Source organism: Peribacillus sp. SRI_006 (genome assembly GCF_057586375.1).
Genome location: NZ_JBYCZT010000001.1, coordinates 232,042 through 256,008, shown reverse-complemented (window position 1 = coordinate 256,008; position 23,967 = coordinate 232,042). Strand labels below are relative to the sequence as shown.

Annotated in this window: 23 protein-coding genes and 1 riboswitch; of the genes, 12 read left to right on the top strand and 11 right to left on the bottom strand. The window is 36.6% G+C overall.

Going from position 1 to position 23,967, the window contains the following annotated elements:
* Positions 1 to 116 precede the first annotated feature (116 nt).
* The 3 genes from AC2YHV_RS01190 to AC2YHV_RS01180 are packed head-to-tail and all read right to left on the bottom strand — an operon-like array spanning position 117 to position 1,978.
* On the bottom strand, positions 117 to 809 hold the full coding sequence (locus AC2YHV_RS01190) for an ABC transporter ATP-binding protein (RefSeq protein WP_487372445.1): 693 nt from the start codon (positions 807 to 809) through the stop codon (positions 117 to 119).
* The gene (locus AC2YHV_RS01185; RefSeq protein WP_487372444.1) at positions 806 to 1,183 is read right to left on the bottom strand and encodes a GntR family transcriptional regulator; all 378 of its coding nucleotides are present in this window, start codon (positions 1,181 to 1,183) and stop codon (positions 806 to 808) included. The genes AC2YHV_RS01190 and AC2YHV_RS01185 overlap by 4 nt, the downstream gene beginning before the upstream one ends.
* A gap of 3 nt (positions 1,184 to 1,186) precedes the next feature.
* Positions 1,187 to 1,978: a hypothetical protein gene (locus AC2YHV_RS01180; RefSeq protein ID WP_487372443.1), complete on the bottom strand. Its 792-nt coding sequence runs from the start codon at positions 1,976 to 1,978 to the stop codon at positions 1,187 to 1,189.
* 155 nt (positions 1,979 to 2,133) lie between these two features.
* Between AC2YHV_RS01180 and tagU the strand changes: the two genes are divergently transcribed.
* Positions 2,134 to 3,063: a polyisoprenyl-teichoic acid--peptidoglycan teichoic acid transferase TagU gene (gene tagU, locus AC2YHV_RS01175; RefSeq protein ID WP_034308672.1), complete on the top strand. Its 930-nt coding sequence runs from the start codon at positions 2,134 to 2,136 to the stop codon at positions 3,061 to 3,063.
* A 463-nt stretch (positions 3,064 to 3,526) separates the two neighbouring features.
* Here tagU and AC2YHV_RS01170 read toward each other — a convergent pair whose 3' ends face one another.
* The 5 genes from AC2YHV_RS01170 to AC2YHV_RS01150 all read right to left on the bottom strand — a co-directional run bounded on the left by AC2YHV_RS01170 (position 3,527) and on the right by AC2YHV_RS01150 (position 6,105).
* Positions 3,527 to 3,985 carry a hypothetical protein gene (locus AC2YHV_RS01170; RefSeq protein WP_487372442.1) on the bottom strand — a complete coding sequence of 153 codons (459 nt, stop codon included), beginning with the start codon at positions 3,983 to 3,985 and terminating at the stop codon, positions 3,527 to 3,529.
* Between the two features lie 203 nt (positions 3,986 to 4,188).
* Positions 4,189 to 4,320: a YwzD family small protein gene (locus tag AC2YHV_RS01165; protein WP_255294649.1), complete on the bottom strand. Its 132-nt coding sequence runs from the start codon at positions 4,318 to 4,320 to the stop codon at positions 4,189 to 4,191.
* Between the two features lie 271 nt (positions 4,321 to 4,591).
* A complete protein-coding gene (locus AC2YHV_RS01160; protein WP_487372441.1) occupies positions 4,592 to 4,729 on the bottom strand; it encodes a hypothetical protein in 138 nt (45 codons plus the stop codon).
* Between the two features lie 507 nt (positions 4,730 to 5,236).
* Positions 5,237 to 5,341: an anti-repressor SinI family protein gene (locus AC2YHV_RS01155; protein ID WP_283915243.1), complete on the bottom strand. Its 105-nt coding sequence runs from the start codon at positions 5,339 to 5,341 to the stop codon at positions 5,237 to 5,239.
* 18 nt (positions 5,342 to 5,359) lie between these two features.
* Positions 5,360 to 5,443, bottom strand: a riboswitch (cyclic di-GMP riboswitch).
* A 524-nt stretch (positions 5,444 to 5,967) separates the two neighbouring features.
* A complete protein-coding gene (locus AC2YHV_RS01150) occupies positions 5,968 to 6,105 on the bottom strand; it encodes a hypothetical protein (RefSeq protein WP_328166278.1) in 138 nt (45 codons plus the stop codon).
* Between the two features lie 402 nt (positions 6,106 to 6,507).
* On the opposite strand from AC2YHV_RS01150, the gene purF reads away from it, so the two are divergent.
* The 11 genes from purF to AC2YHV_RS01095 all read left to right on the top strand — a co-directional run bounded on the left by purF (position 6,508) and on the right by AC2YHV_RS01095 (position 19,998).
* Positions 6,508 to 7,878, top strand: coding sequence for an amidophosphoribosyltransferase (gene purF / locus AC2YHV_RS01145; protein ID WP_487372440.1), 1,371 nt, complete (start codon positions 6,508 to 6,510; stop codon positions 7,876 to 7,878).
* 1,698 nt (positions 7,879 to 9,576) lie between these two features.
* Positions 9,577 to 10,752 carry an acyltransferase family protein gene (locus tag AC2YHV_RS01140; RefSeq protein ID WP_487372439.1) on the top strand — a complete coding sequence of 392 codons (1,176 nt, stop codon included), beginning with the start codon at positions 9,577 to 9,579 and terminating at the stop codon, positions 10,750 to 10,752.
* A 56-nt stretch (positions 10,753 to 10,808) separates the two neighbouring features.
* Entirely contained in the window at positions 10,809 to 11,552 is a 744-nt protein-coding gene (locus AC2YHV_RS01135; RefSeq protein WP_487372438.1) for a YveK family protein, read from the top strand.
* The gene (locus AC2YHV_RS01130) at positions 11,542 to 12,162 is read left to right on the top strand and encodes a CpsD/CapB family tyrosine-protein kinase (protein WP_487372437.1); all 621 of its coding nucleotides are present in this window, start codon (positions 11,542 to 11,544) and stop codon (positions 12,160 to 12,162) included. Before AC2YHV_RS01135 ends, AC2YHV_RS01130 begins: the two co-directional genes overlap by 11 nt.
* A gap of 17 nt (positions 12,163 to 12,179) precedes the next feature.
* Positions 12,180 to 12,818: a sugar transferase gene (locus AC2YHV_RS01125; RefSeq protein WP_057276580.1), complete on the top strand. Its 639-nt coding sequence runs from the start codon at positions 12,180 to 12,182 to the stop codon at positions 12,816 to 12,818.
* 22 nt (positions 12,819 to 12,840) lie between these two features.
* A complete protein-coding gene (locus tag AC2YHV_RS01120; protein WP_487372436.1) occupies positions 12,841 to 13,833 on the top strand; it encodes an NAD-dependent epimerase/dehydratase family protein in 993 nt (330 codons plus the stop codon).
* Positions 13,834 to 13,850: 17 nt separating this feature from the next.
* Positions 13,851 to 15,317 carry an oligosaccharide flippase family protein gene (locus AC2YHV_RS01115; RefSeq protein ID WP_487372435.1) on the top strand — a complete coding sequence of 489 codons (1,467 nt, stop codon included), beginning with the start codon at positions 13,851 to 13,853 and terminating at the stop codon, positions 15,315 to 15,317.
* Positions 15,298 to 16,518: an O-antigen ligase family protein gene (locus tag AC2YHV_RS01110; RefSeq protein WP_487372434.1), complete on the top strand. Its 1,221-nt coding sequence runs from the start codon at positions 15,298 to 15,300 to the stop codon at positions 16,516 to 16,518. The genes AC2YHV_RS01115 and AC2YHV_RS01110 overlap by 20 nt, the downstream gene beginning before the upstream one ends.
* Entirely contained in the window at positions 16,496 to 17,299 is an 804-nt protein-coding gene (locus AC2YHV_RS01105) for a glycosyltransferase family 2 protein (RefSeq protein WP_487372433.1), read from the top strand. The genes AC2YHV_RS01110 and AC2YHV_RS01105 overlap by 23 nt, the downstream gene beginning before the upstream one ends.
* A 5-nt stretch (positions 17,300 to 17,304) precedes the next feature.
* The gene (locus AC2YHV_RS01100; protein WP_487372432.1) at positions 17,305 to 18,351 is read left to right on the top strand and encodes a glycosyltransferase family 4 protein; all 1,047 of its coding nucleotides are present in this window, start codon (positions 17,305 to 17,307) and stop codon (positions 18,349 to 18,351) included.
* A 105-nt stretch (positions 18,352 to 18,456) separates the two neighbouring features.
* Positions 18,457 to 19,998 carry a hypothetical protein gene (locus AC2YHV_RS01095; RefSeq protein ID WP_487372431.1) on the top strand — a complete coding sequence of 514 codons (1,542 nt, stop codon included), beginning with the start codon at positions 18,457 to 18,459 and terminating at the stop codon, positions 19,996 to 19,998.
* Positions 19,999 to 20,170: 172 nt separating this feature from the next.
* Here AC2YHV_RS01095 and AC2YHV_RS01090 read toward each other — a convergent pair whose 3' ends face one another.
* From AC2YHV_RS01090 to AC2YHV_RS01080, 3 genes are all read right to left on the bottom strand, one after another.
* Entirely contained in the window at positions 20,171 to 21,094 is a 924-nt protein-coding gene (locus AC2YHV_RS01090; protein ID WP_487372430.1) for a hypothetical protein, read from the bottom strand.
* 365 nt (positions 21,095 to 21,459) lie between these two features.
* Positions 21,460 to 22,491 carry an SDR family NAD(P)-dependent oxidoreductase gene (locus tag AC2YHV_RS01085; protein ID WP_487372429.1) on the bottom strand — a complete coding sequence of 344 codons (1,032 nt, stop codon included), beginning with the start codon at positions 22,489 to 22,491 and terminating at the stop codon, positions 21,460 to 21,462.
* Complete coding sequence (locus AC2YHV_RS01080; RefSeq protein WP_487372428.1) at positions 22,466 to 23,842, bottom strand: UDP-glucose dehydrogenase family protein; 1,377 nt, start codon at positions 23,840 to 23,842, stop codon at positions 22,466 to 22,468. Before AC2YHV_RS01080 ends, AC2YHV_RS01085 begins: the two co-directional genes overlap by 26 nt.
* Positions 23,843 to 23,967 lie beyond the last annotated feature (125 nt).

Genomic DNA, 23,967 nt, shown 5'->3' with positions numbered 1-23,967 from the left:
AAATCCGGCCAATCCATTTTGACTGGTCCAATTCATTAGATTCATAGTTTTTCTCATTCCAAACAAAAAAAGTAACCACGGACTCTTTTCCGAAGCTACTTTATTATTTCTTCATATTAGTTATGATGTCCTTTTAGCCAACCGATCACTGATTTCCCACTAGATTCTCGAAGACCCTCGACACTTTCCTTAGAGATGATCTCGCCATCCTTAATCAGAATGACTTCATCAAGGATTTTATCAATTTCCTCGATTTCATGAGTCGCCATGATAACCATTTGCCTTTCAAAATCGATATAAGACAGCAAGCTCCGTACGATCGAATCCCGGACCATAACGTCCAACCCTGAGAATGGTTCATCCAATAACACGACAGGTGCCTCCCGAGACAAAGCTAGCACTAATTTAAGCCTTCCGCGATTACCTTTCGACATCGTACGGACCTTCTTCCGTACATCCAATTTCATGAATGCCAGCATTTCAATTGCCTTATCCCGATTAAAATCAGCAAACTGCGAGGCATGAAAATCAATATACTGACCTGCCGTAAAATGAGGATAAAAAAAATCAAGCTCTGTCAAATAAGAAACATGTGAAGCCGACCTCCTGCTTACCGGCACCCCATCGACCGTAACCTCTCCTTGATCCGGTTTGACGAGACCGGCAATCAGTTTGAGCAATGTTGACTTACCGCTTCCATTGGTCCCTAACACCCCATAAATCTTCCCCACTTCAAACGTGAGTGTTACACAATCAAGGGCAGCAATGCTGCCATACTTTTTAGATACATCATACAGCTCAACCGTCATTCCGCATCCCCCTGCTTCTTCAGAAATTGCTGTACCGCTGTAAGCATTTCTTCTTTCGACAAGCCGATTTCTTTCATGTTCTCAAAGAATGTCTCAATAACTTCCGTTTGAATCCTAGTACGCAATGAAGCAATCAGCGCAGGATCACTTTTAACGAATGTACCCTGCCCCCTTCTCGTCTCCACGATTCCATCCCTCTCAATCTCGGTATAAGTGCGTTGGATTGTATTCGGATTGACGCCCATCTGGACAGCCATTTCGCGAACCGATGGCAGCCTATTCCCACTCTTTATCTCACCGCGTAATATTGAATAACAAATTCGATCTGCAACCTGTAAATAAATCGGCTTTGATGCATGAAATTCCTCAGACATCATTTACACCTCAATCTTTCGGTCCAAGAGCCAACATGAAGCTAGGAACAATATCAATAATCCAATAACATCCAATCCGCTTGTCAAAAGCGAAATATTCCCTCCGCCTTCCAAATAAAACTCCAAATTGGTTTTAGATAAGCTAAACGATGACGAACCGCTAAATGCCGGAACAGTCCATATTTCATCCAGTTTCTGATATACCTTTGTATTTCCAACCCAATTTTTCAACAAAATCATTCCTATAAACAAAAAAAACACAAACAGCCAACGAATATTTTTAATAAGTTGAATCCTTGCGAGTGCATGATACACTACCCATAAAAACATCATAAGCACTGCAATGACAATACTGACCGCCGTCATAACCCCGCCTATCTGTAACACTCCACCTAATTCCGTTATATTTTCCACCTGAAAGTCTTGCTGAAAATAACTAGTCGGAACCTTAAGAGCCACAAAAACTAAACAGCTGGCAAATAAAATGGAAACCACTTGAAACAGCACACTTGACAATAATTTACTTCCAAGCAACATCGCTGCAGACTGGGGATTGTAAATCCACAATTGCGTCTTCCCATCAGAATTCAAACATCCAAAAATCAAAGAGAACATAATAAATGGCTGCAAGATCATGATTACCCATGTAGACATATAAAAAATACCTGCAACTTCCCAATACCTGGATACGAAAAAAGAAATAAACACAAATCCAACTTGCACAACCAACAACCACAAAAGTGTGGATTTCCCAATCAACCACTCCTTTAGCACTAAACCCTTAAATGAATTCAATTTTTCCAGCCCCTTAAAAATTGTTCTAGCTACATAGTACACAGTTACACTAAAATATGTCAAAGGTATTATAAAATAGTAAAATATACTATTCTTTTACTATGAAATTAAATATAATAGATGAAGTGGTTACAAAAAGAGGAAGGAAGTAAACTATGAGACATGAAAAAAAGAAGAAAAAGAAACGGACATGGCTGAAGGTAGTCGGGATAATTGTCCTACTTTTTATACTAGCTGGGGGAGCCTTTGCCTACTCCGTATGGAATTCACTGACTAAAACCGTTGACACGATGCATACACCAATAGACCGTACCACCGATAAACGAACGAAAGACCTTGCACTGTCAGATCAGGAGCCATTCTCGATGCTCATGCTTGGTGTCGATGAACGTGATGGCGACAAAGGCCGTTCAGATACAATGATTGTCTTGACAGTCAATCCACAAAAGAAATCAGTCAAAATGCTAAGCATTCCGCGTGATACACGGACCGAGATCGTCGGTCATGGGACACAGGATAAAATCAACCATGCATTTGCCTTCGGCGGCGCGAAAATGTCCATGGATACCGTTGAAAACTTCCTGGATATCCCAATCGACTATTATATGAAGATCAATATGGAAGGCTTTAAGGATATCGTTGACGCAGTCGGCGGCGTGACCGTTCAAAACGATTTGGACTTCACATCCGATGGCATTCATTTTGCAAAAGGTACGCATACCCTTAACGGGAAAGAAGCCCTTGCCTATTCAAGAATGAGACATGATGATCCTAGTGGTGATTTCGGCCGTCAATCCAGACAACGTGCCATCATCGAGGCCGTCATCAAGGAAGGCGCTAGCCTTTCATCATTGACGAAATACGATGAAGTCTTCGCTGCACTCGGTAATAATATCCAGACGAATTTGACGTTTGATGACATGATGGACATCCAAAAGAACTACAGGGACGCAAGCAAAAGCATTACCCAATCGTCCATAAATGGAAACGGAACGAAAATCGACGGCATCTACTATTATATTGTGTCAGATGAAGAAAAAGAAAAGGTTCAATCCGAATTAAAAGAACAATTATCCATAAAATAAGAAAAAATAAAAGAGCTGTCCGGACCCGCATCCTGACAGCTTTTTCATTTTCCCCGTCCAATATTCTGACAAAAAACGAACACCAAATGTAGAGATTTGTTGGAATTTTTGTTGTTTATTAGGCATGAAAAGACGGTATAATCTAATATGAGCTGACAATCCCATCTTCCCCTTGCCCCTTTCATCACTTGACACTATTATTCTTTGGACCCGGAATTCCATCAACCGTCATTCATCAACTATAATAAATGATCCTAAACAAAAGGAGTGGATTTAAATGAAAATCAAAGCAGGCAGCTGGGCTATGCTAAGCAAACAGGACAAAATGTTTATTCTGAAAGCCATCAGTGACCGTTCAAGAATGAAATATGTTTCATGAGAAGTAGATCTTTTCGGCATTATATGAGAGCAGCGCCTCTCCCTTTTCAATAAAACGAACTTGAGCCTGAAAAAGGAGAGGAATCTATTCAAATTGATAATCCCATAACAAACGCCATTCGCCTTTTTCTTTGACGACATAGCAATTTTGTTCCAAAGTAAACATTCCAAAGCGAGAATTGAAGACCTGTGTAACTGGAATTTCATAGGCCGTTTTATGCAGCCTTCCACTCTTATCCAACTTCCAGTTCTTCACTTTCTTAGAATGGCCTACATCATACTGAAAGGACTCCACATCCATATGCTGTAAAAATACATGTGACCGATTTTGCACATAATCTGCCCGATTCGGAAACCGCTGCTTCATTTCAGAACTTAACAATTCCCAGGACTTCCCGAACTCCGCTTCACTTTCATACTCATAGAAATCTTCACCCACCCTTTTTGATCCGTTGGGAAAAAGAAAAATGATACAGGCCCCTACAGCTAAAACCACGAGAATAGCCGTCAATACTCCTATTGGAATCTTACTGAGTCTCCTCACCCTCATCACCCTCACAGGTTATCATTCATTTATATATATATATGTGAAAACGATAAAAAAGAAGCATGTTGTTAGACATGCTCCTAAAGTATATGTAGCTGAAATGATTTTCTTAGTTTCATTGACGCCTTCTCCATCGATAAAAGAAAAGAAGATGACCATCGCCCATAAAACGAGCAAAATGGGGAAAAGGTATCTACGGATCATATACTATCAGGTTGTTCAATGATCCCGCTTAATTTCTCCTTAATCTCTTCCACAAGTTCATTTACAGTAACATCTTGTCCAGACTCACCCTTGGCAAAAGTGTCTTTTAAAATATCAAAAAAATCCATGCGAAATTTCCACTCCAATATATAATTGAGCCACCATTTCATACTGTTGTCCTATTATTTTTTCAAAAATAAGGAATATAGCTCATGTATTTGATAATCACATATAAAGCGGGAATTGGCAAGCAGAAACTAGTTTAAAAACCAAAAATTTACCCAATTTTAACATTTCTGAAATATCCCTTAGGAATGAATACTAGTAAGTTATAAGGTAGATAGTTTGGGTATAAAAAACAAAAAAGGACCGATTCCTCAGCCCCTTCGATAACATAAATTATGCTTGTCCCATTAAATAAGTCATTAATGATATCAAAACTAAAGTAATTGTAATATAAGTCCCAATAAAAATTTTCTTGCTTCTTTGTTTCTTTTCATAAACTTCCTCGAACGTAATGAATTTATTTTTTGTCATCAAATAATCTCCTTATATTTTGATGGCAGCTATCTGACATCGCCTTTTGCGAGGTCCCTTTGCTTAATCTCTATAATGTAGTATCGGCATATAACCAAAAATATTTAGGTATTATTAACTATTTTTTTCATAGGCAATATTTCTTAAATGTGTAGAAGGTTAAGACTAACGCATTATGTACAATAACTAAATTCTATGATGATCATGTTAAATCCTGCCTAGGCATCCGTTTAATTAAGCGCTTACTTTATGACATTCATTATTATTTTTATCCAACCTAAAAATGACAACCATAACGGTACACTGAATAAAGTTCCCCAGATTAATCCCTTTATAAAAGCATTAAGTACATCCATAATAAAAATCCCTCTCAATTAGGTTACATTTTTATTATTATCGCCATGTTCTTTATTCTGGATACCTTTTACGTTAATGAAAACAAAAAAAGAAGACTGTATAACAGCCTCCTCTAACATAATTTTTATCCCCTGATTTGCGTTTTCCATTTCATTTTCCTTTTATGAACTTCCGCACATCTTCAATAGATAATCCTAGATTTTTAGCCTCTAAAATTAGATAAACCCATTCTTCCCGTTCATTGTTAGCTTCCATGATAAATCCCACCCAACTTGTGGTAATACAGCCGTCTTAGCATTTAGCCTTAGACCTGTAATTTTGCGTCCCTACTTTTCAATAGGTTTGCCCTTCTCAATAATATTTCACATTAATTTTCTTAAAAATTAATAAATCTCTAGAATCCCTGTTTCCATGGTAATAAATAAACCATCTTGCCCTAAAACATTTCCCCTTAATTAAAACTATATTAATGTTAATTATACTTAAAAACGTAATAATAGCTCATAATACTATTCGTTTTTTTACGTCATTTTTCAACATCATTCATCAAAAAGTGACATTACAATGGAAAAACATTGGTATAATGCGTTTTATATAAAACACTTTTATTGAAAATAGAGATATAATCGCAATTAAATTTTCATATTTGCTATTTCACAAAAATGATATTTTGAACCATTAATTCAGTTTTAATTAATTTCCCCTAAGAAAAAAGCCAGCATTACAAACCATAATATGGCTGTAACCTGACTGTTCGTGACTCTATAAATATTTACACACCTGATTCCATTTGGGTACATAAGGAGAACTCCCTGCATATTTTCTAATTCACCTTCTTAACACAAAAAATGGACTGATTTCTCAGCCCTATTTAACACCCGTTATGATTTACCAAGAAAAAAAGTCAATAATGAAATCAAGATTAAAATAATAGTAATATAAGACCCAATAAAAATTTTCTTACTTCTTTCTTTCTTTTCATAAGCTTCTTCGAACGTAATAAATTTGTTTTTTGTCATCAAATATTCTCCTTATTTTTGATGGCAGCTATCTGACAGCGCTTTCTGCGAAGTCACTTTGCTTGATCTTCATATTAAAGTATCGTCAAATCGACAAAAATATTAACTGTATTATTCACTATTTTTATAATGGGCTAGTTTTTATAAATTAATATCTGTTCTTTACTATATAGTTTACTATAAATCAAACAAAATACATTTATTCAATATATTCCATTATACCCAAAAGTCTTTCATACCAAGATAATAATGCTAAGCAATTATCCCTACCTATTCCATAGAGCTGTTTTATGGCTGCAATTAGTTTAATCCATATCCATTTACCGATTAGTAAATAAAAAGGATAGAAATTCACCATTTGCCAAAAATAAGAATAATGGCATTAAGGGGAGGAAGAGAAAAATGGATTCAGAAATGCAGGAGAAATGCGGGGTATTTGGAGTGTTTAATCACCCCAAAGCAGCCGAATTAACTTATTACGGACTTCATGCACTTCAACACCGTGGTCAGGAGAGTGCAGGAATTGTGGCTAGTGATGGGAAATCATTCAGGAATCACAGGGGAATGGGATTAGTTACCCAAGTATTTTCACGGGACATCCTTGATGGATTAAGCGGAAATATGGCCATTGGTCATGTACGATATTCAACTTCTGGTGAAAGTTTACTGCAAAACGCACAACCCCTCGTTTTTAAATATAGCGAGGGGGACTTGGCTGTTGCTCATAATGGCAACCTCGTAAATGCAAGGATAGAACGGGATGTGTTACAACAGCAGGGAAGCATATTTCAAACAACAACCGATACTGAAATTATTGCTCACTTAATAGCTCGTTCAAGTAAAAAGCATTTCGCAGAAAGCGCACCTGATATGCTTAAACGGATCGACGGTTCCTTTGCCTTGATTATTATGACTGAAAAACAAATGCTAATTGCCCTGGATCGTCATGGGTTACGTCCGCTTAGCCTTGGAAAAATTGGTGAATCAATCATCGCCTCCTCAGAAACATGCGCTTTAACTGCGGTTGATGCTAAGTTCTGGCGGGAAGTTGAACCGGGTGAATGGCTTCTTATAGATGAAAATGGTATTCAAACTGGAAGATTTGCGGAAAAAGGCAAGGTTTCCCTTTGTTCCTTTGAATTTGTCTATTTTGCCCGTCCGGATAGCGTTATTCAAGGAAGAAGTGTCTTAACAATCCGGAAGGAATTAGGTGAAATTCTATCAAAAGAACATCCGACACAAGCTGATGTTGTCGTTGCCGTTCCCGAATCAAGCGTCCCTGCCGCCATTGGTTTTTCCCAACAATCAGGAATTCCATATGAAATGGGAATTATTAAAAACCCTTATGCTGGTCGTTCATTTATTGAGCCCACGCAAGAATTGCGCGACTTAGCTGTTCGACTGAAATTGAGCGCTGTGCGAGAAATTTTGGAAGGAAAAAGGGTGGTATTAGTCGATGATTCGATTGTTAGGGGAACGACAAGCAAGCGCATTGTCGAATTGATTCGGCAAGCAGGTGCCAAGGAAGTCCATGTAAGAATTAGTTCACCTATGGTTAGAAACCCTTGTTTTTATGGAGTAGATATGCCAACTAAGGAAGAACTATTTGCCAACAAACACGAACACGAACGAGCTATGGGAAAAGTTATCGGGGCAGATTCATTAGCCTTTTTAAGCACCGATGGGTTATTAGAGGCAGTAGATGTGGATCTTGGAGAAACTAGCAGTCGCTGTATAGCCTGTTTTAGTGGTGCCTACCCAACTAATATTTGAAGTGCATACAGCTTAAGTAGGATAAAAATGGAAGGCACCACACAAAGACAGTTGTTTTTGTGTGGTGCCTTCCATTTTCATAATATTAACTTGGAATTTGTCACTGTTTTCTCCTACCACTCACAATTACTTACCACTCTCTTTCTTTCTCTCTACAAATGGATGGGCTACACTTATCTATACAACTTTTTTAAGGTGTTCAAGTTTATGCTGAACCGGGATTTAAGAGATTCGTGTTACTAGGCTTCTTCACCCTACTCCAAAACCAATACTGATCCACATTACGACTTGTAAAATTCATTATAATTTTACTCGTACCAAAAAATGACAACCACAATGGTAAACTGAATAATGTGCTCTTCAATAGTCCCCTCACAAAATTGTTAGGTTTATTTATAATAAAATATCCCTCATTTAAATGTTTTTTTATTATTGTGAACTTGTTCCAATTAATTCTATTTAAACAAAAGGAATAGAAACAGTTTGTGGTTGATTAGAAAACAGTTCATAAAAAAAGAAGGCTGATTAACAGCCTTCCTCATGTATACATATTCTTGACTTTTCAAGTTCTGTTCTCTCCTAATGAAGTCACGAATGATAATCCTGAATTTTTTCCCTTTATACATACCATTCTTTTACTCTGTACCTATTACCATACAAAATACCTTTCCTTAAATGATCTGAAGTTTGTATTTTTATGACAGGTGCTTTCACCGATTTTCTTCATACCCATGTGTCCCCATAGACACCTTTTATCATAATATTACTTCGCTTACACATATCAGAATGGATCTTTAAAACCACGCATACTAAGGAGCCTAAAACTTTTTTATTTTTGGCTCTCAATAAACAAACTAATGACTTTTATTTAACACGCTGGATACTATGCTAAAGTGGTTCTCCTAACACTTTGGAGGTACATTTAGGTTAATACTCCTTATAACAAAACAAATTACTTTAACCTTCTTCGATGTTGGTTAAAAACCTTGATGAAAATACTACTATCATCTGATTTAAAAAACTTAACTCCAACTAATTTTAAGGGTGTCCATATTTCTCTCATTTGGTATAAAGGCATTTTAAAAAAATTCATCCTTTCATCTATAACTCATTAATTGAGCTTTTGCTTTTAATAGGTATATATATAAATAGTAGAATTTATTATTTTACATTTTTGTACTCCATTTTATGTCTTGAGATAAAATTTACAGGTTACTTCATAACCCTTAACGAACAAGCCGTTCTTTATAAAGAATAATTAAGTTGAACCTACCCTCTTTACATTATTATTATGTCAATTGGTTTCATTATTAAATCTATTAGCATATCTAGTAATTTGTTTCCCTCATTACAGGAATAATAAACATCACCTGAATGCCTAATCCTTAACTTACTAGCTGATCCCCAAACTTCCATATCTTAAGTAAATTTAGGTATGTGGAACAGGATTTATCCATTGGCCAATGGCCTGAAATCTCTTATTAGGGCATGATGTGTTCCGGCTTTCAACTATTCTCCTTTTATTTATTGCAAATAGTTTTTATTCACCCATTAAACATTTCATAAGAGTATAAAAATTGGTATATTGTGGTTTATTTTGTATTTTTCTGTCTATTCTTGTATGTTTTAAAGAACTAACTATACTTTATTGAGAACAAGTGCTATATTATAAAAAAAAAGGTTCTTATGGAGGAGGATATGACTAGATATAAGGAATTCGACTCATTAAGGGGTTTAGCCGCTCTCATTGTATTAATCGGGCATTATTTGATGATATACCCTTCATATGCTAATTATCAGTATGATTCAAACAGCACCTACATGATTTATTTGTTCAAGGAAACTCCTCTACGCCTTTTTTTCAGTAGTGGAAATGAATCTGTCATTCTATTCTTTATATTGAGTGGTTTTGTTTTGTATTTATCAATTAATAGTGCTAAATTCCACTATTCTACATACTTAATAAAACGAGTGTTTCGAATTTATATACCATACCTAGTAGCAATAAGCGTGGCTATATTGGCTAAAATGCTTTTAAGCCATATTGATTTGCCCTTTATCACCAACTGGTTTAGTAAATCTTGGACAGACCTTGATACTCCTTCCTTATTAATAGAACATCTTTTGTTTATTGGGCAGTACAATACAGATGCCTATAACAATGTGATATGGTCCCTTGTACACGAAATGAGAATTTCGATTATATTTCCTGTACTGCTTTTTTTGTTTGTACGAAAAAAGCTTAAATACTCTTTATTATGGCTTTTTGTTTTAATTTTTTCATCGACTTTATGTTTATATTTAGTTGGTTCCAGTGTGGATATTACCAACATTCTTTTAAGTTTCCACTATAGTACTCTTTTTTTAATGGGAGCAATAATAGCAAAATATCGACATGAACTTATTGCCTATACCTTGAAAATGAATAAACCTGTAAAAGTCGCATTGTTTTTGGGGGCAATTATCTGTTTTATGTACGAAGGCATCATTGGCGAAGTGGACTTTTTAAACAATTATATTTTCAGGGATTATGTGGTCTCGTTCGGTGTTTGCATTTTTATCCTCATGAGCGTATGTTCCAAAAGAATTTCGACGGTCTTAAGGTCTAGATTGCTAACTCTTCTCGGGAAAATTTCATATAGTTTGTATTTGTACCATCTCATATCCTTATTCTCATTGATGTATCTATTCTATAACAAGCTGCCTACCGGTTTAGTATTGACTTTTTCATTTTTCTTATCTTTTTTACTCTCTTCAGCGTCCTATCTACTCGTGGAAAAACCATCCATGAGGCTCGGATCGTATTTCACAAGAAATAAACAAGAAAAAGTAATATCCAAAGATCACATAGCTTTAAAACGCAAAATAGGATAATTGATTATTATTCTTTTGAACGTATTCTTACTATCTCTAAAAAAGTGGTGAAATCGATGAATGAAAAAGTAAAAATTAAAGATTTTATACGAATCTTAAAAAAGCGAATATTTATCATTATTCTATCTACCCTTTGTATTACTGGTTTCATTATTTTCTCGTCCATGTACCTTATGAAACCAACCTATCAGTATTCCACTCAAGTTCTGGCAGGATCTTTAAGCATGGATGAAAAGGAAGCTTCCATAAACAAAGTTCAGGAGAACAGACAGCTTGCCCTTTCGTATATGGACATCATTAAAAGTCCGCAAATCATGATAGGAGTTAAAGAGGAATTGAAACTTAAGGCTTCAAGCTATGACTTACTTAAGCAAGTTTCCATTACAAATAGAGATAATTCCCAAATCATCACGATAACCGTCAAGGATTCGAATCCTGAATCCGCTAAGGACATTGCCCAGACTGTCGCGAGGCATTCCATATCTAATTTTAAAGACCTAACAAACGTTAAACAGATTAGTATTCTCAATGATAATAAAATGGAACAAGCAGAACTTCTTTTCCCAAAACCGAAATTCATCATAGCCATTTCAATCGTAATAGGCTTTTTCGCTGGAATAGGTTTAGCACTTCTTAGAGAACACTTTGATGATTCGACCTACTCCGATAGGGAGCTTGAGCTCCTTGGAATTCCATTATTAGGGAGGCTTGATTTGAATACCAAAAGAATAAACAGAAAACGTAAAACAACTTATAAAACCTTACCTTCCACAAAACGAGGTGAATATAGTGAGTATTAAATTCACAAGGAAACAATCCTTTTACCTAAATGAAATCAATAAAGAGCAATTTTATTCTATTTGTACCAATATCGAGTCGCATCTTCAAAAAGGCGATTCTACATTGATGATTACCTCACTTTCACAATCACAGAATATTTCAAATGCTACCGCGTACTTAGCACTTGCCTTTTCTGAGCAACGTAAACGGGTGCTTGTAGTGGATGCTAATCTGCGACAACCTACGCTGCATCAAGTGTTTAATATTGATAATTCATTCGGTTTGACTAACCTGCTTTTAAATGAGACGCCCATTAACGAACATGCTATACATATTAAGGGTCATCTATTCTGTATCCCTACAAGCGAAGCCATTTATGAACCAGCAACATTATTAACATTAGAGACCCTTCCGACTCTGATTGAAGAGTGGAAGAAGGATTTTGACATCATTTTATTCCATACATCAGACAGTTTAAATAAACCTGATGCAAATATCATTGCTAAATATTGTGATGGCATAATTTTAGCGATACAAGAAGGAAGAGATAAGTTAGAGAAAATTGCCGGTGTGAAAATGCAATTTGAAAGGGCAAATCTTGAAATTTCAGGATCAATGATCATTTCTTAATTCAGGGAGGATAACCAGTGGATTCGAAAGTCAGAGTCGATAGGCAGGAAGAAATCCTGACAAAACCACTATCGACATCATCTAATTTTAATATAAAGCGCACTATGGATTTAATCATCTCGTTTTTTATGCTTATACTTACAGCACCTATTTTACTTTTATTCTGCATTCTTATCCCTATTGATTCAACTGGCTCCCCTTTTTTTTATCAGCAAAGACTAGGCCTGGATGGGAAGCCCTTCAACATGATTAAATTGCGTTCCATGGGCATCGATGCCGAAAAAAATGGTCCTAAGTGGGCAAGTGCAAATGATTCCAGGGTGACTAGAATAGGAGCCTTTATACGAAAAACACGGATTGATGAAATCCCTCAACTTATTAATGTTTTAAAAGGAGATATGTCACTCATCGGGCCAAGACCTGAAAGAGAATATTTCTATAAAGAATTTGAAAAGTTTTTGCCTGGCTTTAAAAACCGTTTATATGTAAAACCTGGAATTACTGGATGGGCACAAGTAAATGGGGGCTATGATTTATCACCAAAAGAAAAGCTGCATTATGACCTATATTATATTCAACACCGCTCATTTGCTATGGAAATCAAGATTTTGTTCCGAACATTGACCATAGTCTTTACTGGTAATGGAGCTAGATAATCTAAAAAAGGGGTAGTGAAAAATGAAAAAAGTACTAGTAACTGGGGGCTTTGGATTTATTGGTTCTCATATAGTTGATACATTAATCCGTAATAATTATGAAGTGGCTATATATGATAACCTCTCCACCGGATCCATCGGAAATGTCCAGGCCAAAGTCACTCCCTTCTTTGGAAATGTTGAAGATGAGGTCCTGCTTGAAAATGCGATGGAGACGTTTAGGCCTGACTATGTCATTCATCAAGCTGCACAAGTTAGTGTACAACAATCCATTTCGGATATTACGAATGATGCAAGGATCAATATCATGGGAACGATAAACATCGCTAAGCTTTCTCACAAGTATGCCGTTAAAAAAATCGTGTTTGCCTCATCAGCAGCTGTATATGGAGATGCTGATGTCATGCCAATCACATTATCACATCTTACCTCTCCATTATCACCATATGGTGCATCAAAAAAAACGGCAGAGGATTATCTAAAGCTTGCTAAAGAATTATACGATTTAAATTATGTAAATCTTCGATACAGCAATGTATATGGACCAAGACAGACAGCTAGTGGCGAAGGCGGTGTTATATCAATCTTCACTAATCTTGTCATAAAAAATGAGCGGCCCGTCATTTATGGAGACGGCACTCAAACAAGGGATTTCATCTATGTAAAGGATGTAGCCGATGCCAATCTGAAAGCGTTGGAATATGAAGAAAGCGGCACCTTAAATGTCTCATCAACAACCAGTACAAGCATCAATCAATTATTCTCGATTATTCAATCCTTTGGCAGTAATGATTTATCTCCTATTTATCAGCCAGCGAAAAATGGGGATATCAAAGAAAGCATACTCTGTAATAAAACGACACTTCAAAAATTGGATTGGCACCCCGCTCATTCACTTGAACAAGGCCTTACGAGCACATATGAATATTATTTAAACCAAAATCAGCATTCTTTAACCAGCAAGACAATTCATTCACCTGCACCTCTACTCAAGCCAACGACTTTATCGTCATAAAATCGGGAGCGAATAAAGTGAATACTAAGAAGAACTCTATTTTAAAAAATATTGTCCATTTATTTTACAGTACCATTCTATCCAATGTTCTTAATGCGGCCACGCTCATTCTATTAGCAAATTATTTTAACTCAAAAAACTATGGAATTTTCAGTGTGGCATTGGCTCTCGCCATGGTCATGAACTTTTTTACAGATCTCGGTACAAGTAATACTTTTTTAAGGGAAGGATCAAAAAAGGAAAACCTAGGAAGAACATTTTCTTCCTATATTAAGATTCGGATTGTTTGCTCCCTTTTGACCTTTTTTGTTTTTTTTGCCGGCATTCATATTCTTTATCAAGAACAACAAATTCTTTATATGATCTATAGCTTAATGATCCCAATGGTCATTGGCCTGGCGATGCAAAGTATTGGAATAACCTATTTTCAATTAACTGAAAGGATGCAATTCATCGCGTCGATAAAAATCTTCTCTTCCTTTGCGTTGATACTTTCAACCACGGTGAGTATGGGATTAAAAGTGGATGTTCATCTGGCAGCCTTTTTATATGGATTCTCTTATTTAGCTGGTGGATTTTACAGCCTTTATTTACTGCTGAAAAAAGCGGAAATAAAATGGAAGTCTCCTTTTGAAAAACAATTATTAACGAATATTAGTCCGTTTTTAATCAGTGGGTTATTTATTATGCTAACCCCACAATTGGGTCCATTGGTGCTGGAAAAAACACTGCCTTTAGCGCTTGTCGGCCTCTTTGCAGTAGCCTATCGGATTCCTTCTGCTTTATACCAAATACCAGGGGTCATCGCAGGCGCTTTTTTTCCGCTTTTATTTAAGCGATATAACCAAGGGGAGCTTGCAGAACACACAAGATTGAATATCCTGCAAATGAAAATCATGTCCTATATCGGCATGTGCATGACTATAACCTTATTCTACTTGGCCACCTATCTCGTTACCATTTTATTTGGACCCGAGTGGGGATCTGCGGTTCAGCCTTTAAAAATATTGGCTTTTATAATCGTTCTGCAAGGCTTTAACATTGCCATTGCTGACGGTCTCACTACAAGGGGATTACAGAACCGGCGTACAATTGTCCAGTTTATAACCATCACCGTTGGTTTAGTTTCCTTCTATTTTATGAGCGTTAACTATGCAGTGGCTGGCTCAGCTTTTGCCGTCCTTACCATGGAAATCGTCTCATTCATTGGCTATGTCGCTGCCAATCCAGAAAAAAGAGCGGTACTTTTCAAGGTCATCCTGCCGTATGGTACTTTCTTTTGCATTAGTTTCATCCTAATGCAAAACTTATTATCCAAGTATCCTTTTATAGCCATGATTTCTACCATCATTTTCGTCACTGCTCTAATTTTGCTGCTCGATAAGAGCATCAAGCAATTAATCGTTGGCTTTATTAAAAAGAAACATGCTACCGAACATTTACAAGATGGGAGACAAAAAGAGAATGGAAAGATTGCTAATTAATAAAAACACCTCTATCTGGTCAGTCTTTCTCTTGTTATTTTTTATTACGCTCAGTAAATATAATATCTCCATTGGTTTTTCATTAAAAATTTACATGATTTTTCTAGCCATTTTCTTTTGCATTCATTTTCGGGACTTTTATTTCCATACCCTTTATCATTATGAAATCCTTTTGCTCTTATTTTATTTCACCTATTGTCTGAGCGGCGCTTTTTCTCAGTATCCTGAATCGAGCATTCGGGTCATTCTAGGAGTGATACTCGTACTTGGCTGTTATTTCATCATGAGATATGTATTGGAGCTAACTTCGTTAAGTGCGATTGAGAAATCGATTGCAAATGTCGGAATCATCTTTAACGTCATTAGCCTATTATTGTACTTCATCGGCATAAAGGTGACAGGAAGATTTCCAACAGGTGTTGAGATTACATCATATGGATTATTATTGGACCGGGATTATCCAAGATTAATCGGTTTGCTGGATGACCCCAACATCTTCATTTTTTTTAACACAATCTTTTTTTCCTATTATTTAACCAATTTAAAGGGATTCAAGCATTCAATCGGGTTCCTCCTATGTATGATTACTTCCCTCCTTACATTTTCTAGAGGCGGTGTTTTAGCGCTTGTACTGGTGGTCTTTTTGTACATGCTGTTAGCTAATTTCTCAAAAAAAATTAAAATGTTAGCTGTTTCCTTATTATTTTTAGGGGTGATATATGTTGCTGGATCTCTTATCAATATAGATCTCAATGAAATCGTCACGAGCCGCATTTCTGACTTTTCAACTGATGGGGGCAGCGGAAGGTTTGAATTATGGGGGCAGGCGATCAACTACTTTATGTCAAATCCCCTTTTTGGCATTGGCGCTTTTAATTTTTCCGATTATTACGCTTTTGAGCATAATGAAAAGCTTTATGTTCACAATACATATCTTGAGGTTTTAGTAGAGTCTGGAATCATTGGTTTTCTTTTTTACCTTTCCTTTTTATTAATGCTTATCATCACTTTATTCAAGACTAAATTACATAAAGAAAAACCGTTCATTGTGCTAACTCTTTTTGCTTTCTTAATACAGATGATGTCCCTTTCACTCATGATAAATGAAGCATTTTTTTCCTTTTTAGCACTAACTTTAAAATATATTTCGGTATATGAGAAAAAAGAGGTGGAATGTAATGACCTACAGCAAAAAGGATGATAGACCTTTAGTTTCCGTGATAACTCCTTCGTATAACTGCTCGTCTTTTATCCCTGAAACGATAAAAACTGTCCAGAATCAAACCTATTTTAACTGGGAGATGATCATTGTAGATGATCAATCAAAGGATGATTCTGTTTCTATCATTAAAACCTTTGCAGAGCACGATTCACGGATCAGACTTATTCCCTTATCCAAGAATGTCGGAGCTGCCTGCGCAAGAAATATAGCCATTAAAGAAGCCAACGGAAAATATATCGCGTTTCTTGATAGTGATGATTTATGGCTCCCAACTAAATTGGAAGAACAAGTCGCATTTATGAAACAGGGAAATCTCGCTTTCTCTTTCACCTCCTATTCTTTAATAGATGAAGAAGGTAAGTCTCTTGATGTTGAAGTAAAGGCACCTATTGAGGTGGATTATAAGCATCTGATTGGAAATACAACAATTGGCTGTTTAACCGTGATGCTGGATAGGCTGCAATTCAAGCATATCGAAATGCCCGATATTCAGCCTGAGGATACTGCATTATGGCTGTTACTGTTACGACAAGGATATAAAGCACATGGCTTACCGAGAGTGTTATCCAAATATCGGATTGTAAGTAACTCTACATCAAGAAATAAAATTAAGGCTGCTTACCGATATTGGAAGCTGTTACGAAGCCAGGAAAAATTAAATTTCGTAAAAGCTAACTTCTATTTTAGCAAGTACGCCTATAACGCATACAACAAAAACAGAGGTTCACAGCCTGCCTCTTTACTAAATGGAGGGAAATAAGGTATATGAACAATGTCCTGCTACTTACAGATAAACTCATAACAGGCGGAGCTGAGATGTATTTTTGCAAATTGGAAAACCATCTCCAGGATGAAAACATGAAGTTTTACTCTGCTGCTGCGACGGGGGAATTGTACAAGCAAATTCATAACAAACAACAATTCATTCCTTTAAGCTTAAAGAATCACCTTGCCAACCTTAAAATACTGACTAAAGAAGTCAGCTTAAAACACATCGATGTCATTCATGCCAATAGTTTACGAATGCTGCTATATTCGATCGCCATCAAGAAGCTGACCAGAAGAAATATCAAGCTGGTGTATACCAAGCATAATGTAACCATCCTAGAAAAAAAGATGCCCTTTCTATTTAAAAGAGTGCTGAATCAGTATGTGGAAGAAATTATCGCAATTAGTAATTTTGAACGAGATAACTTACTTCAGCTTGGTGTTAGGAATGAGCTTATTCGGACGATTTACAACGGCGTAGATGTTGAACACTTTTCATTTAAACAACTACAGCCTAAAGAAACCTTTAATGTGGGAATCTTAGCCCGCTTATCAAAAGAGAAAAATCATGAACTTTTCTTAAAAATCGTTAATGAGTTAAAGGATGTTCCTAATGTGATGTTTTATATTGCTGGTGATGGACCGGAGCGGGCATTTGTAGAAAAGATGATTAAAGACTTAAAGCTAAGTCATAAAGTGATGCTCCTAGGCAATGCCTCCAATCCGTATGAATTTATATGCAATATGGACGTACTTCTTTTAACATCACTTAGAGAAGTTTTTCCGATGGTCGTCCTGGAAGCAATGGCAGCAGGAACACCAATCATGTCAGTCGATGTAGGCGGCATTAAAGAGGCGGTTGTGGACCATGAAACCGGGATTCTCATTTCACACCATTCAGAACAGGAATTTGCCAAACAAATTAAAACACTTCAAGATAATGTGGATTTAAGACAACGCTTGGGAAGCAAAGCAAGACAAAAAGTAGAAGAATCCTTCTCCCTCTCGAATATGATTCATTCAACACTGAAAACCTATCAATGAACAAAAAACAAACGATGACCTCGTTTGTTTTTTGTTTTTTATACCTATACATACTTTTTGGACAAGCATATGCTATATAACATCACCATAAAAGGAGTGTTATATATGGCAGACCCACTCAACCTCCCTGAGGATTGCCAGAACAGGAATGTCGCTAATATAGATTGTTTTGGAGCCGATCCCAATCTAGCGGATAATTCACCAGCCATTCAAGCAGCGATTGATTATTGTGTAGATAATAACTACTCTAAAGTTGTCATTACAGGGAAGAAACAATATACCCTCTCCTCCCCCATTATCATTAAGCAAAATGTCCATCTAGAAATTGATCCGACGATAACATTAATAATTAAAGGTAATTTCCAGGTTTTTGAACTGCAAAAGGATGCTTCCCTCTCCGGCGGGACGATTGAAGTAGTCGATACCAGCTTCAATTCATCCGTCATTTTCCTTTCGGGGGCGCAGCAAATAGAAATCCATAATCATACAGCTATATCGAATATCAATATTATTAACCGTACTACAACATATCAAGGTATAGCCATCCATCTATACTGCAACAAAGCATGGGATTTCATCAGTTTCTTTAAGGCAAGCTCCCTCCAAATTACAAACTTCCATACAGCTCTCTATTTAAAAACTGAAAAACTATCAAATGTAGATACCCCATGCTGGATTAATGCCAACTCCTTCGATTCCATTTTTATAGATGGCTGTCAGTACGGTATCGAGATTGTAGGAAACAGTGATTTACCTTACGAAATTTCCGGAAATATGTTTACCGGAATCCAAGTTCAATGCCGGAGCCAAACAAAGAAAGTCATCCGTTGTTCGGGTGCCTATAATATTTTTGAAGGAGTTATATGGGATACCTATCGTATGGATGCTCCTCCTCTGGTCATCGAATTCTCTTCTACATCTCATCACAACTACCTCTTTTCGAACCAAGTAGCTACATCAATTCTAGACCGTGGCCAATACAATCGGTGCACATCTCCTCATGAAGAATCGCTCCAAGTAATTCCACCTCTTGCCTTAGGAAAAGCCCATCTGGTCGGGAATCAAGACGATATCCTCGTAAACACAAACGTTCGCTACGCAGTACGTCAGCTTTCTGGAAAAGCTCCTTATGGAGGAAATATCAATAACTGTTTCAATTTACTCGATGAGCAAAGTGTAAATTACCTTGATGTCCCTAGTTCCCAACCGGTTGTGATTGAATTGGATTTTACCAAACAGCCTATTAAAATGCTAAATTGTTTTGGTATTTATTTTGGATGGAATGAAAGTCCCAGCCGAGTATTAATTGAATATCAACAAAGCTTAAATGGACCTTGGACAGTTGCAAAAAATCTCCCTTTTAATGCCGGTAATACTGTAATCTCAGAATCTAGAGCAGAAACGCTGTACAAAATTAGACTGACGTTAAGCGGCTATACACAAGAGCACAAACGATTCCGGATCAATCGGATCTTCGCAAGATCATCGTTACAGCAAGGTGCAGCTTGGTTGCCGACTACAGGCGGAACATTGTATGGAGATTTAGAACTTCAAAAAGGGAAAGCTGTGACAATGGCTTCACCAAACGGAACTAAGTGGAAAGTGACTATTAATGATCAAGGTCAAATTATCACTACAAAGCTATGACCATTAAATATAAAAAAACTGGCATATATACTCTTTATCCAAAGAGGAAAGGATTATTCCCCAGTGATAAAGAACAATAGTACCAGTTGATTAATGGTTATTAATGTTATCTCCAATTACATTACAGGGTGTGTGCCTATCCATTAGCTGCTAATCACCCTTTTCAATTTTATTATTGATTCAAGATATTGGCTTGGCCTCTGTCGATGATTCGGCTCATAGGCAAGGATGGGATATCAATGGTAGTGCCCATGCTATGTTCATTAAGTTCAATAACATCGTTTTGAAGTGTGATTTTGTCCAAATCCCAAACCATGCCCTCAAATTTATTGTATTGCCCACTTACCTTCAAAATGCTCTTCGTTTTGCCTGAAGGCTGTATCTGTAAGTTGGTAAATTGATTACCACTTACCTCATTCGGTATAGTAGAATGACTATCTATGTAAATCATATTTACACAATCTTCTAAGGATAGATTCAAAAAACGATTAGCATTAATCCATGCCTTACCAGAAGACGGTTCTTTAGCTATTAACTTTACTCCAGTCTCCATCCCAGCAACCTTGACATTTTCAAAGTTCACGAAAGAAATCTCATGTTCCTTACCGCCAGCATATAAAGATATCCCTGTACCCTGATTACTCTCAGACCAGTTAATAATATTGACATCCTTCACTTGCGTTTTGTTCCAGGTATTATAATATTTATATTTACCATCTAAGTAAATGACCTCTGAATTAAATTCAGCATCATTTATCACTACATAAGCACCTTCAATGGAAGCATTCTGCTCAAGCTCAAGCACCCGGAAGTTACCCTCAACAATGAACTTCGTTCCGTACCCGAAAAGCAGCTTAACACCTTTCCTAACTTTGATCGGTGATGAAATCGTATACTCCCTATCATCCAGCATAACCGTCTTTAACTTATTGTTTTTTGCATGATCAATGGCAGACTGAATCTTCGCAGAATCATTGGCCCCTTTAAAATCTTCAACGTATATCTTTTCTTTATGGTTAGATAGAGAATGTTTCTGCTGAAAAATGAAAAATACAATAAGCACTATACATATAGATAAACCGATGATTTTTTTCATGAAACACTTCCCTATTTAGTTTTTTTTAGTATTGTTGGAGTACAAATTTGAAGTTGCTGTCAATGAATTCTCTTTCAGGAGATAAGAATCTCCTCATCAGTATTATTGCATAATACTCTTGTTTCAGTTACTGTCAAAGCTAATAAAATGTTTCGATTTTACAAATTATGACTGAAATGTTTGTGTAGAAGCAAGTGTAGGTTAAAACGAAGTATTTATAATAGTAGAAGAATCCCTCATCCAAGTTTAATAAAAAAGACAAAGAGCTTTCAAAGACTCTCTGTCTGTATTAATCTTTAGTGAAATTCTTAGTTTTGACAGGCATCGAAAAAAGGTTTTCATCGCCATTTATCTGTATACTGTTCTTACTTTTTATTATAATATTCCACATACCAATTTACGAATTTTTGCAAACCCTCTTCTATCGAAGTTTCCGGCTTAAATCCAACAGCCTTCTGCAGCAAATCAGTAGAAGCATAAGTTGCAGGTACATCTCCAGGTTTAATTGGTTCAAAAACCTTATCAAATTCTATTTCTTTACCTAGAGCATTACTTAAACATTTCTCCAAAGCTCCAATGAAAGCCATCAACTTTTCAGGATTGTTATTTCCAATGTTAAATACTTTGTGTGGAACGCTATGATCTCCTACTGAAGGGTTGGATAGAAGACGTTCTATTCCCTCGACAATGTCGTCAATGAAGGTGAAGTCTCTATATAAGTCATTTTCAAAATCACCATTATTAAAGATCTTAATTGGTTCACCAGCAAAATACTTATCCGTAAATCCAAAGTAGGCCATATCCGGTCGCCCCATAGGGCCATAAACCGTAAAGAAGCGGAGTCCTGTTGCAGGAATATTATATAGATGACTGTAAGTATGGGCCATCAATTCATTTGATTTCTTAGTCGATGCATATAGAGATACAGGGTTGTCCACAAAATCTGTTTCTTCAAATGGAACCTTTTTGTTAGCTCCATAAACTGAACTGGAAGAAGCATAGACAAGATGGTCGACAGGATAGTGCCTGCAAGCTTCAAGTATGTTGTAAAAACCAATGATATTACTTTGAATGTACACATCTGGATTCTCGATCGAGTATCGTACTCCCGCTTGTGCAGCCAGATTTACTACAATATTAGGTTTATACTCTTTGAAGATATTGGAGATCATCGCTTTGTCAGAAATATCACCTTTGATAAAGGTAAATTTCTCATAAGGTTTAAGTTGCTCCAACCGAGCATATTTAAGCTTCACATCATAGTAATCATTTATATTGTCAACACCGATCACATTACAGCCCTGTTCTAAAAGTTTCCTTGATAAGAAAAACCCGATGAAACCTGCCGCCCCAGTGATCAGGTATGTTTTATTAGAATCTAGGGATTTGTAATTCAACGTGTCTCGACTCCTTTATGCCTTCCCTACTTGCAGGTTTTCTTCCAATGGAGTGATACTCTACCCCTGATTCCTGCATTTCTTCAACATTATAGATATTTCTGCCGTCATATACTAAAGGAGTCCTCATCAAGGTCTTATATGTCTCAGGCGTTAAGGCTTTCACTTCTCCCCATTCAGTAAAAATAAAACAGACATTTGCACTTTCTAAGGCATGTTCTATATTCGAAACATACGTGATACTACCTTTGCCATTCTTACCTTCTGGATACACTCTAGCAAAATTCTCTGCTCCAACAGGATCAAAAGCATAGATATCGGCACCTTGCTCTAATAATAAAGGCACGTTTTCAAGTGATGCAGCTTCTCTTAAATCATCAGTACCAGGCTTAAAAGTCAACCCTAGTACCGCTACTTTCAGTCCGTTAAACGTAATGAGTCTTTTACTAGCTTTTTTATATAGCATCGTCTTTTGATCCTTGTTCACATCAATGGCTGCTTTGACGGTTTTAAGCTCATAACCGTTTTGTCTTGCCAGGTACTCCAAAGCTTTAGTATCCTTAGGAAAACACGAACCGCCATAGCCTATACCTGCATTTAAAAACTTGCTTCCGATACGATTATCGAAGCTCATCCCTCTAGCTACATCCTGAATATCCGCGCCAACAAGTTCACAAAGATTGGCGATATCATTCATATAAGAGATTTTTAGAGCAAGAAAATCATTGGAGGCATACTTGATCATTTCTGCGGATCTTCTATTGACTGAAACAACAGGTAAATGAAATGGCTCATAGATATTCTGCATGAGTTCTTCAGCCCATTTACTTTCCGTTCCGATAATAATCCGTTCGGCATGCAGTGTATCATGCACAGCAGAACCTTGTGCCAAGAATTCCGGGTTCGATACAACTTCCACTTTTACATCATTAACTAAAAAGTCTTGGATAAACTGCTCGACTTTATCATTTGTTCCAACTGGGACCGTTGATTTCACAACGACTAAACAGTCCTTTTCCACCGATTCAGCAATTTGCCTAGCCACTGTTGCGATGTATGAAAGATTTGCAGAACCATCTGCCTGCTCTGGAGTACCGACTCCGATAAAGATTGCATCTGCATCCCTGTAAGCTGTTTTATAATCTGTCGTATAATCTATTCTCCCAGCGGCATAATTCTTTTGCATCAAATCTTCTAGATCAGCTTCATAGATAGGAGAAACTCCAGACTTCATTACCTTTACTTTATTTTCATCTATATCAACACAGGTTACTTGATGGCCAACTTCTGCAAAACATACACCTGCCACTAAACCAACATAACCTGTTCCTGCTACTGCTATTTTATTCATAGTTGAGCCTTCCTTATCTATTATATTTTGTTGGTAACAACCTCTCTGATACCCTATTCAAATTTCTATTATTTAAACATTTATTATGGCATTTATAAATTTTAATACCTAACATTATCTTCAAT

Bases quoted from the DNA above. Each gene is read 5' to 3' on its own strand.
- AC2YHV_RS01190 (WP_487372445.1), bottom strand. From the start codon at position 809: ATGACGGTTGAGCTGTATGATGTATCTAAAAAGTATGGCAGCATTGCT.
- AC2YHV_RS01185 (WP_487372444.1), bottom strand. From the start codon at position 1,183: ATGTCTGAGGAATTTCATGCATCAAAGCCGATTTATTTACAGGTTGCA.
- tagU (WP_034308672.1), top strand. From the start codon at position 2,134: ATGAGACATGAAAAAAAGAAGAAAAAGAAACGGACATGGCTGAAGGTA.
- AC2YHV_RS01165 (WP_255294649.1), bottom strand. From the start codon at position 4,320: ATGGATTTTTTTGATATTTTAAAAGACACTTTTGCCAAGGGTGAGTCT.
- AC2YHV_RS01160 (WP_487372441.1), bottom strand. From the start codon at position 4,729: ATGACAAAAAATAAATTCATTACGTTCGAGGAAGTTTATGAAAAGAAA.
- AC2YHV_RS01155 (WP_283915243.1), bottom strand. From the start codon at position 5,341: ATGGAAGCTAACAATGAACGGGAAGAATGGGTTTATCTAATTTTAGAG.
- AC2YHV_RS01150 (WP_328166278.1), bottom strand. From the start codon at position 6,105: ATGACAAAAAACAAATTTATTACGTTCGAAGAAGCTTATGAAAAGAAA.
- purF (WP_487372440.1), top strand. From the start codon at position 6,508: ATGGATTCAGAAATGCAGGAGAAATGCGGGGTATTTGGAGTGTTTAAT.
- AC2YHV_RS01140 (WP_487372439.1), top strand. From the start codon at position 9,577: ATGACTAGATATAAGGAATTCGACTCATTAAGGGGTTTAGCCGCTCTC.
- AC2YHV_RS01135 (WP_487372438.1), top strand. From the start codon at position 10,809: ATGAATGAAAAAGTAAAAATTAAAGATTTTATACGAATCTTAAAAAAG.
- AC2YHV_RS01120 (WP_487372436.1), top strand. From the start codon at position 12,841: ATGAAAAAAGTACTAGTAACTGGGGGCTTTGGATTTATTGGTTCTCAT.
- AC2YHV_RS01110 (WP_487372434.1), top strand. From the start codon at position 15,298: ATGGAAAGATTGCTAATTAATAAAAACACCTCTATCTGGTCAGTCTTT.
- AC2YHV_RS01105 (WP_487372433.1), top strand. From the start codon at position 16,496: ATGACCTACAGCAAAAAGGATGATAGACCTTTAGTTTCCGTGATAACT.
- AC2YHV_RS01100 (WP_487372432.1), top strand. From the start codon at position 17,305: ATGAACAATGTCCTGCTACTTACAGATAAACTCATAACAGGCGGAGCT.
- AC2YHV_RS01095 (WP_487372431.1), top strand. From the start codon at position 18,457: ATGGCAGACCCACTCAACCTCCCTGAGGATTGCCAGAACAGGAATGTC.
- AC2YHV_RS01090 (WP_487372430.1), bottom strand. From the start codon at position 21,094: ATGAAAAAAATCATCGGTTTATCTATATGTATAGTGCTTATTGTATTT.
- AC2YHV_RS01080 (WP_487372428.1), bottom strand. From the start codon at position 23,842: ATGAATAAAATAGCAGTAGCAGGAACAGGTTATGTTGGTTTAGTGGCA.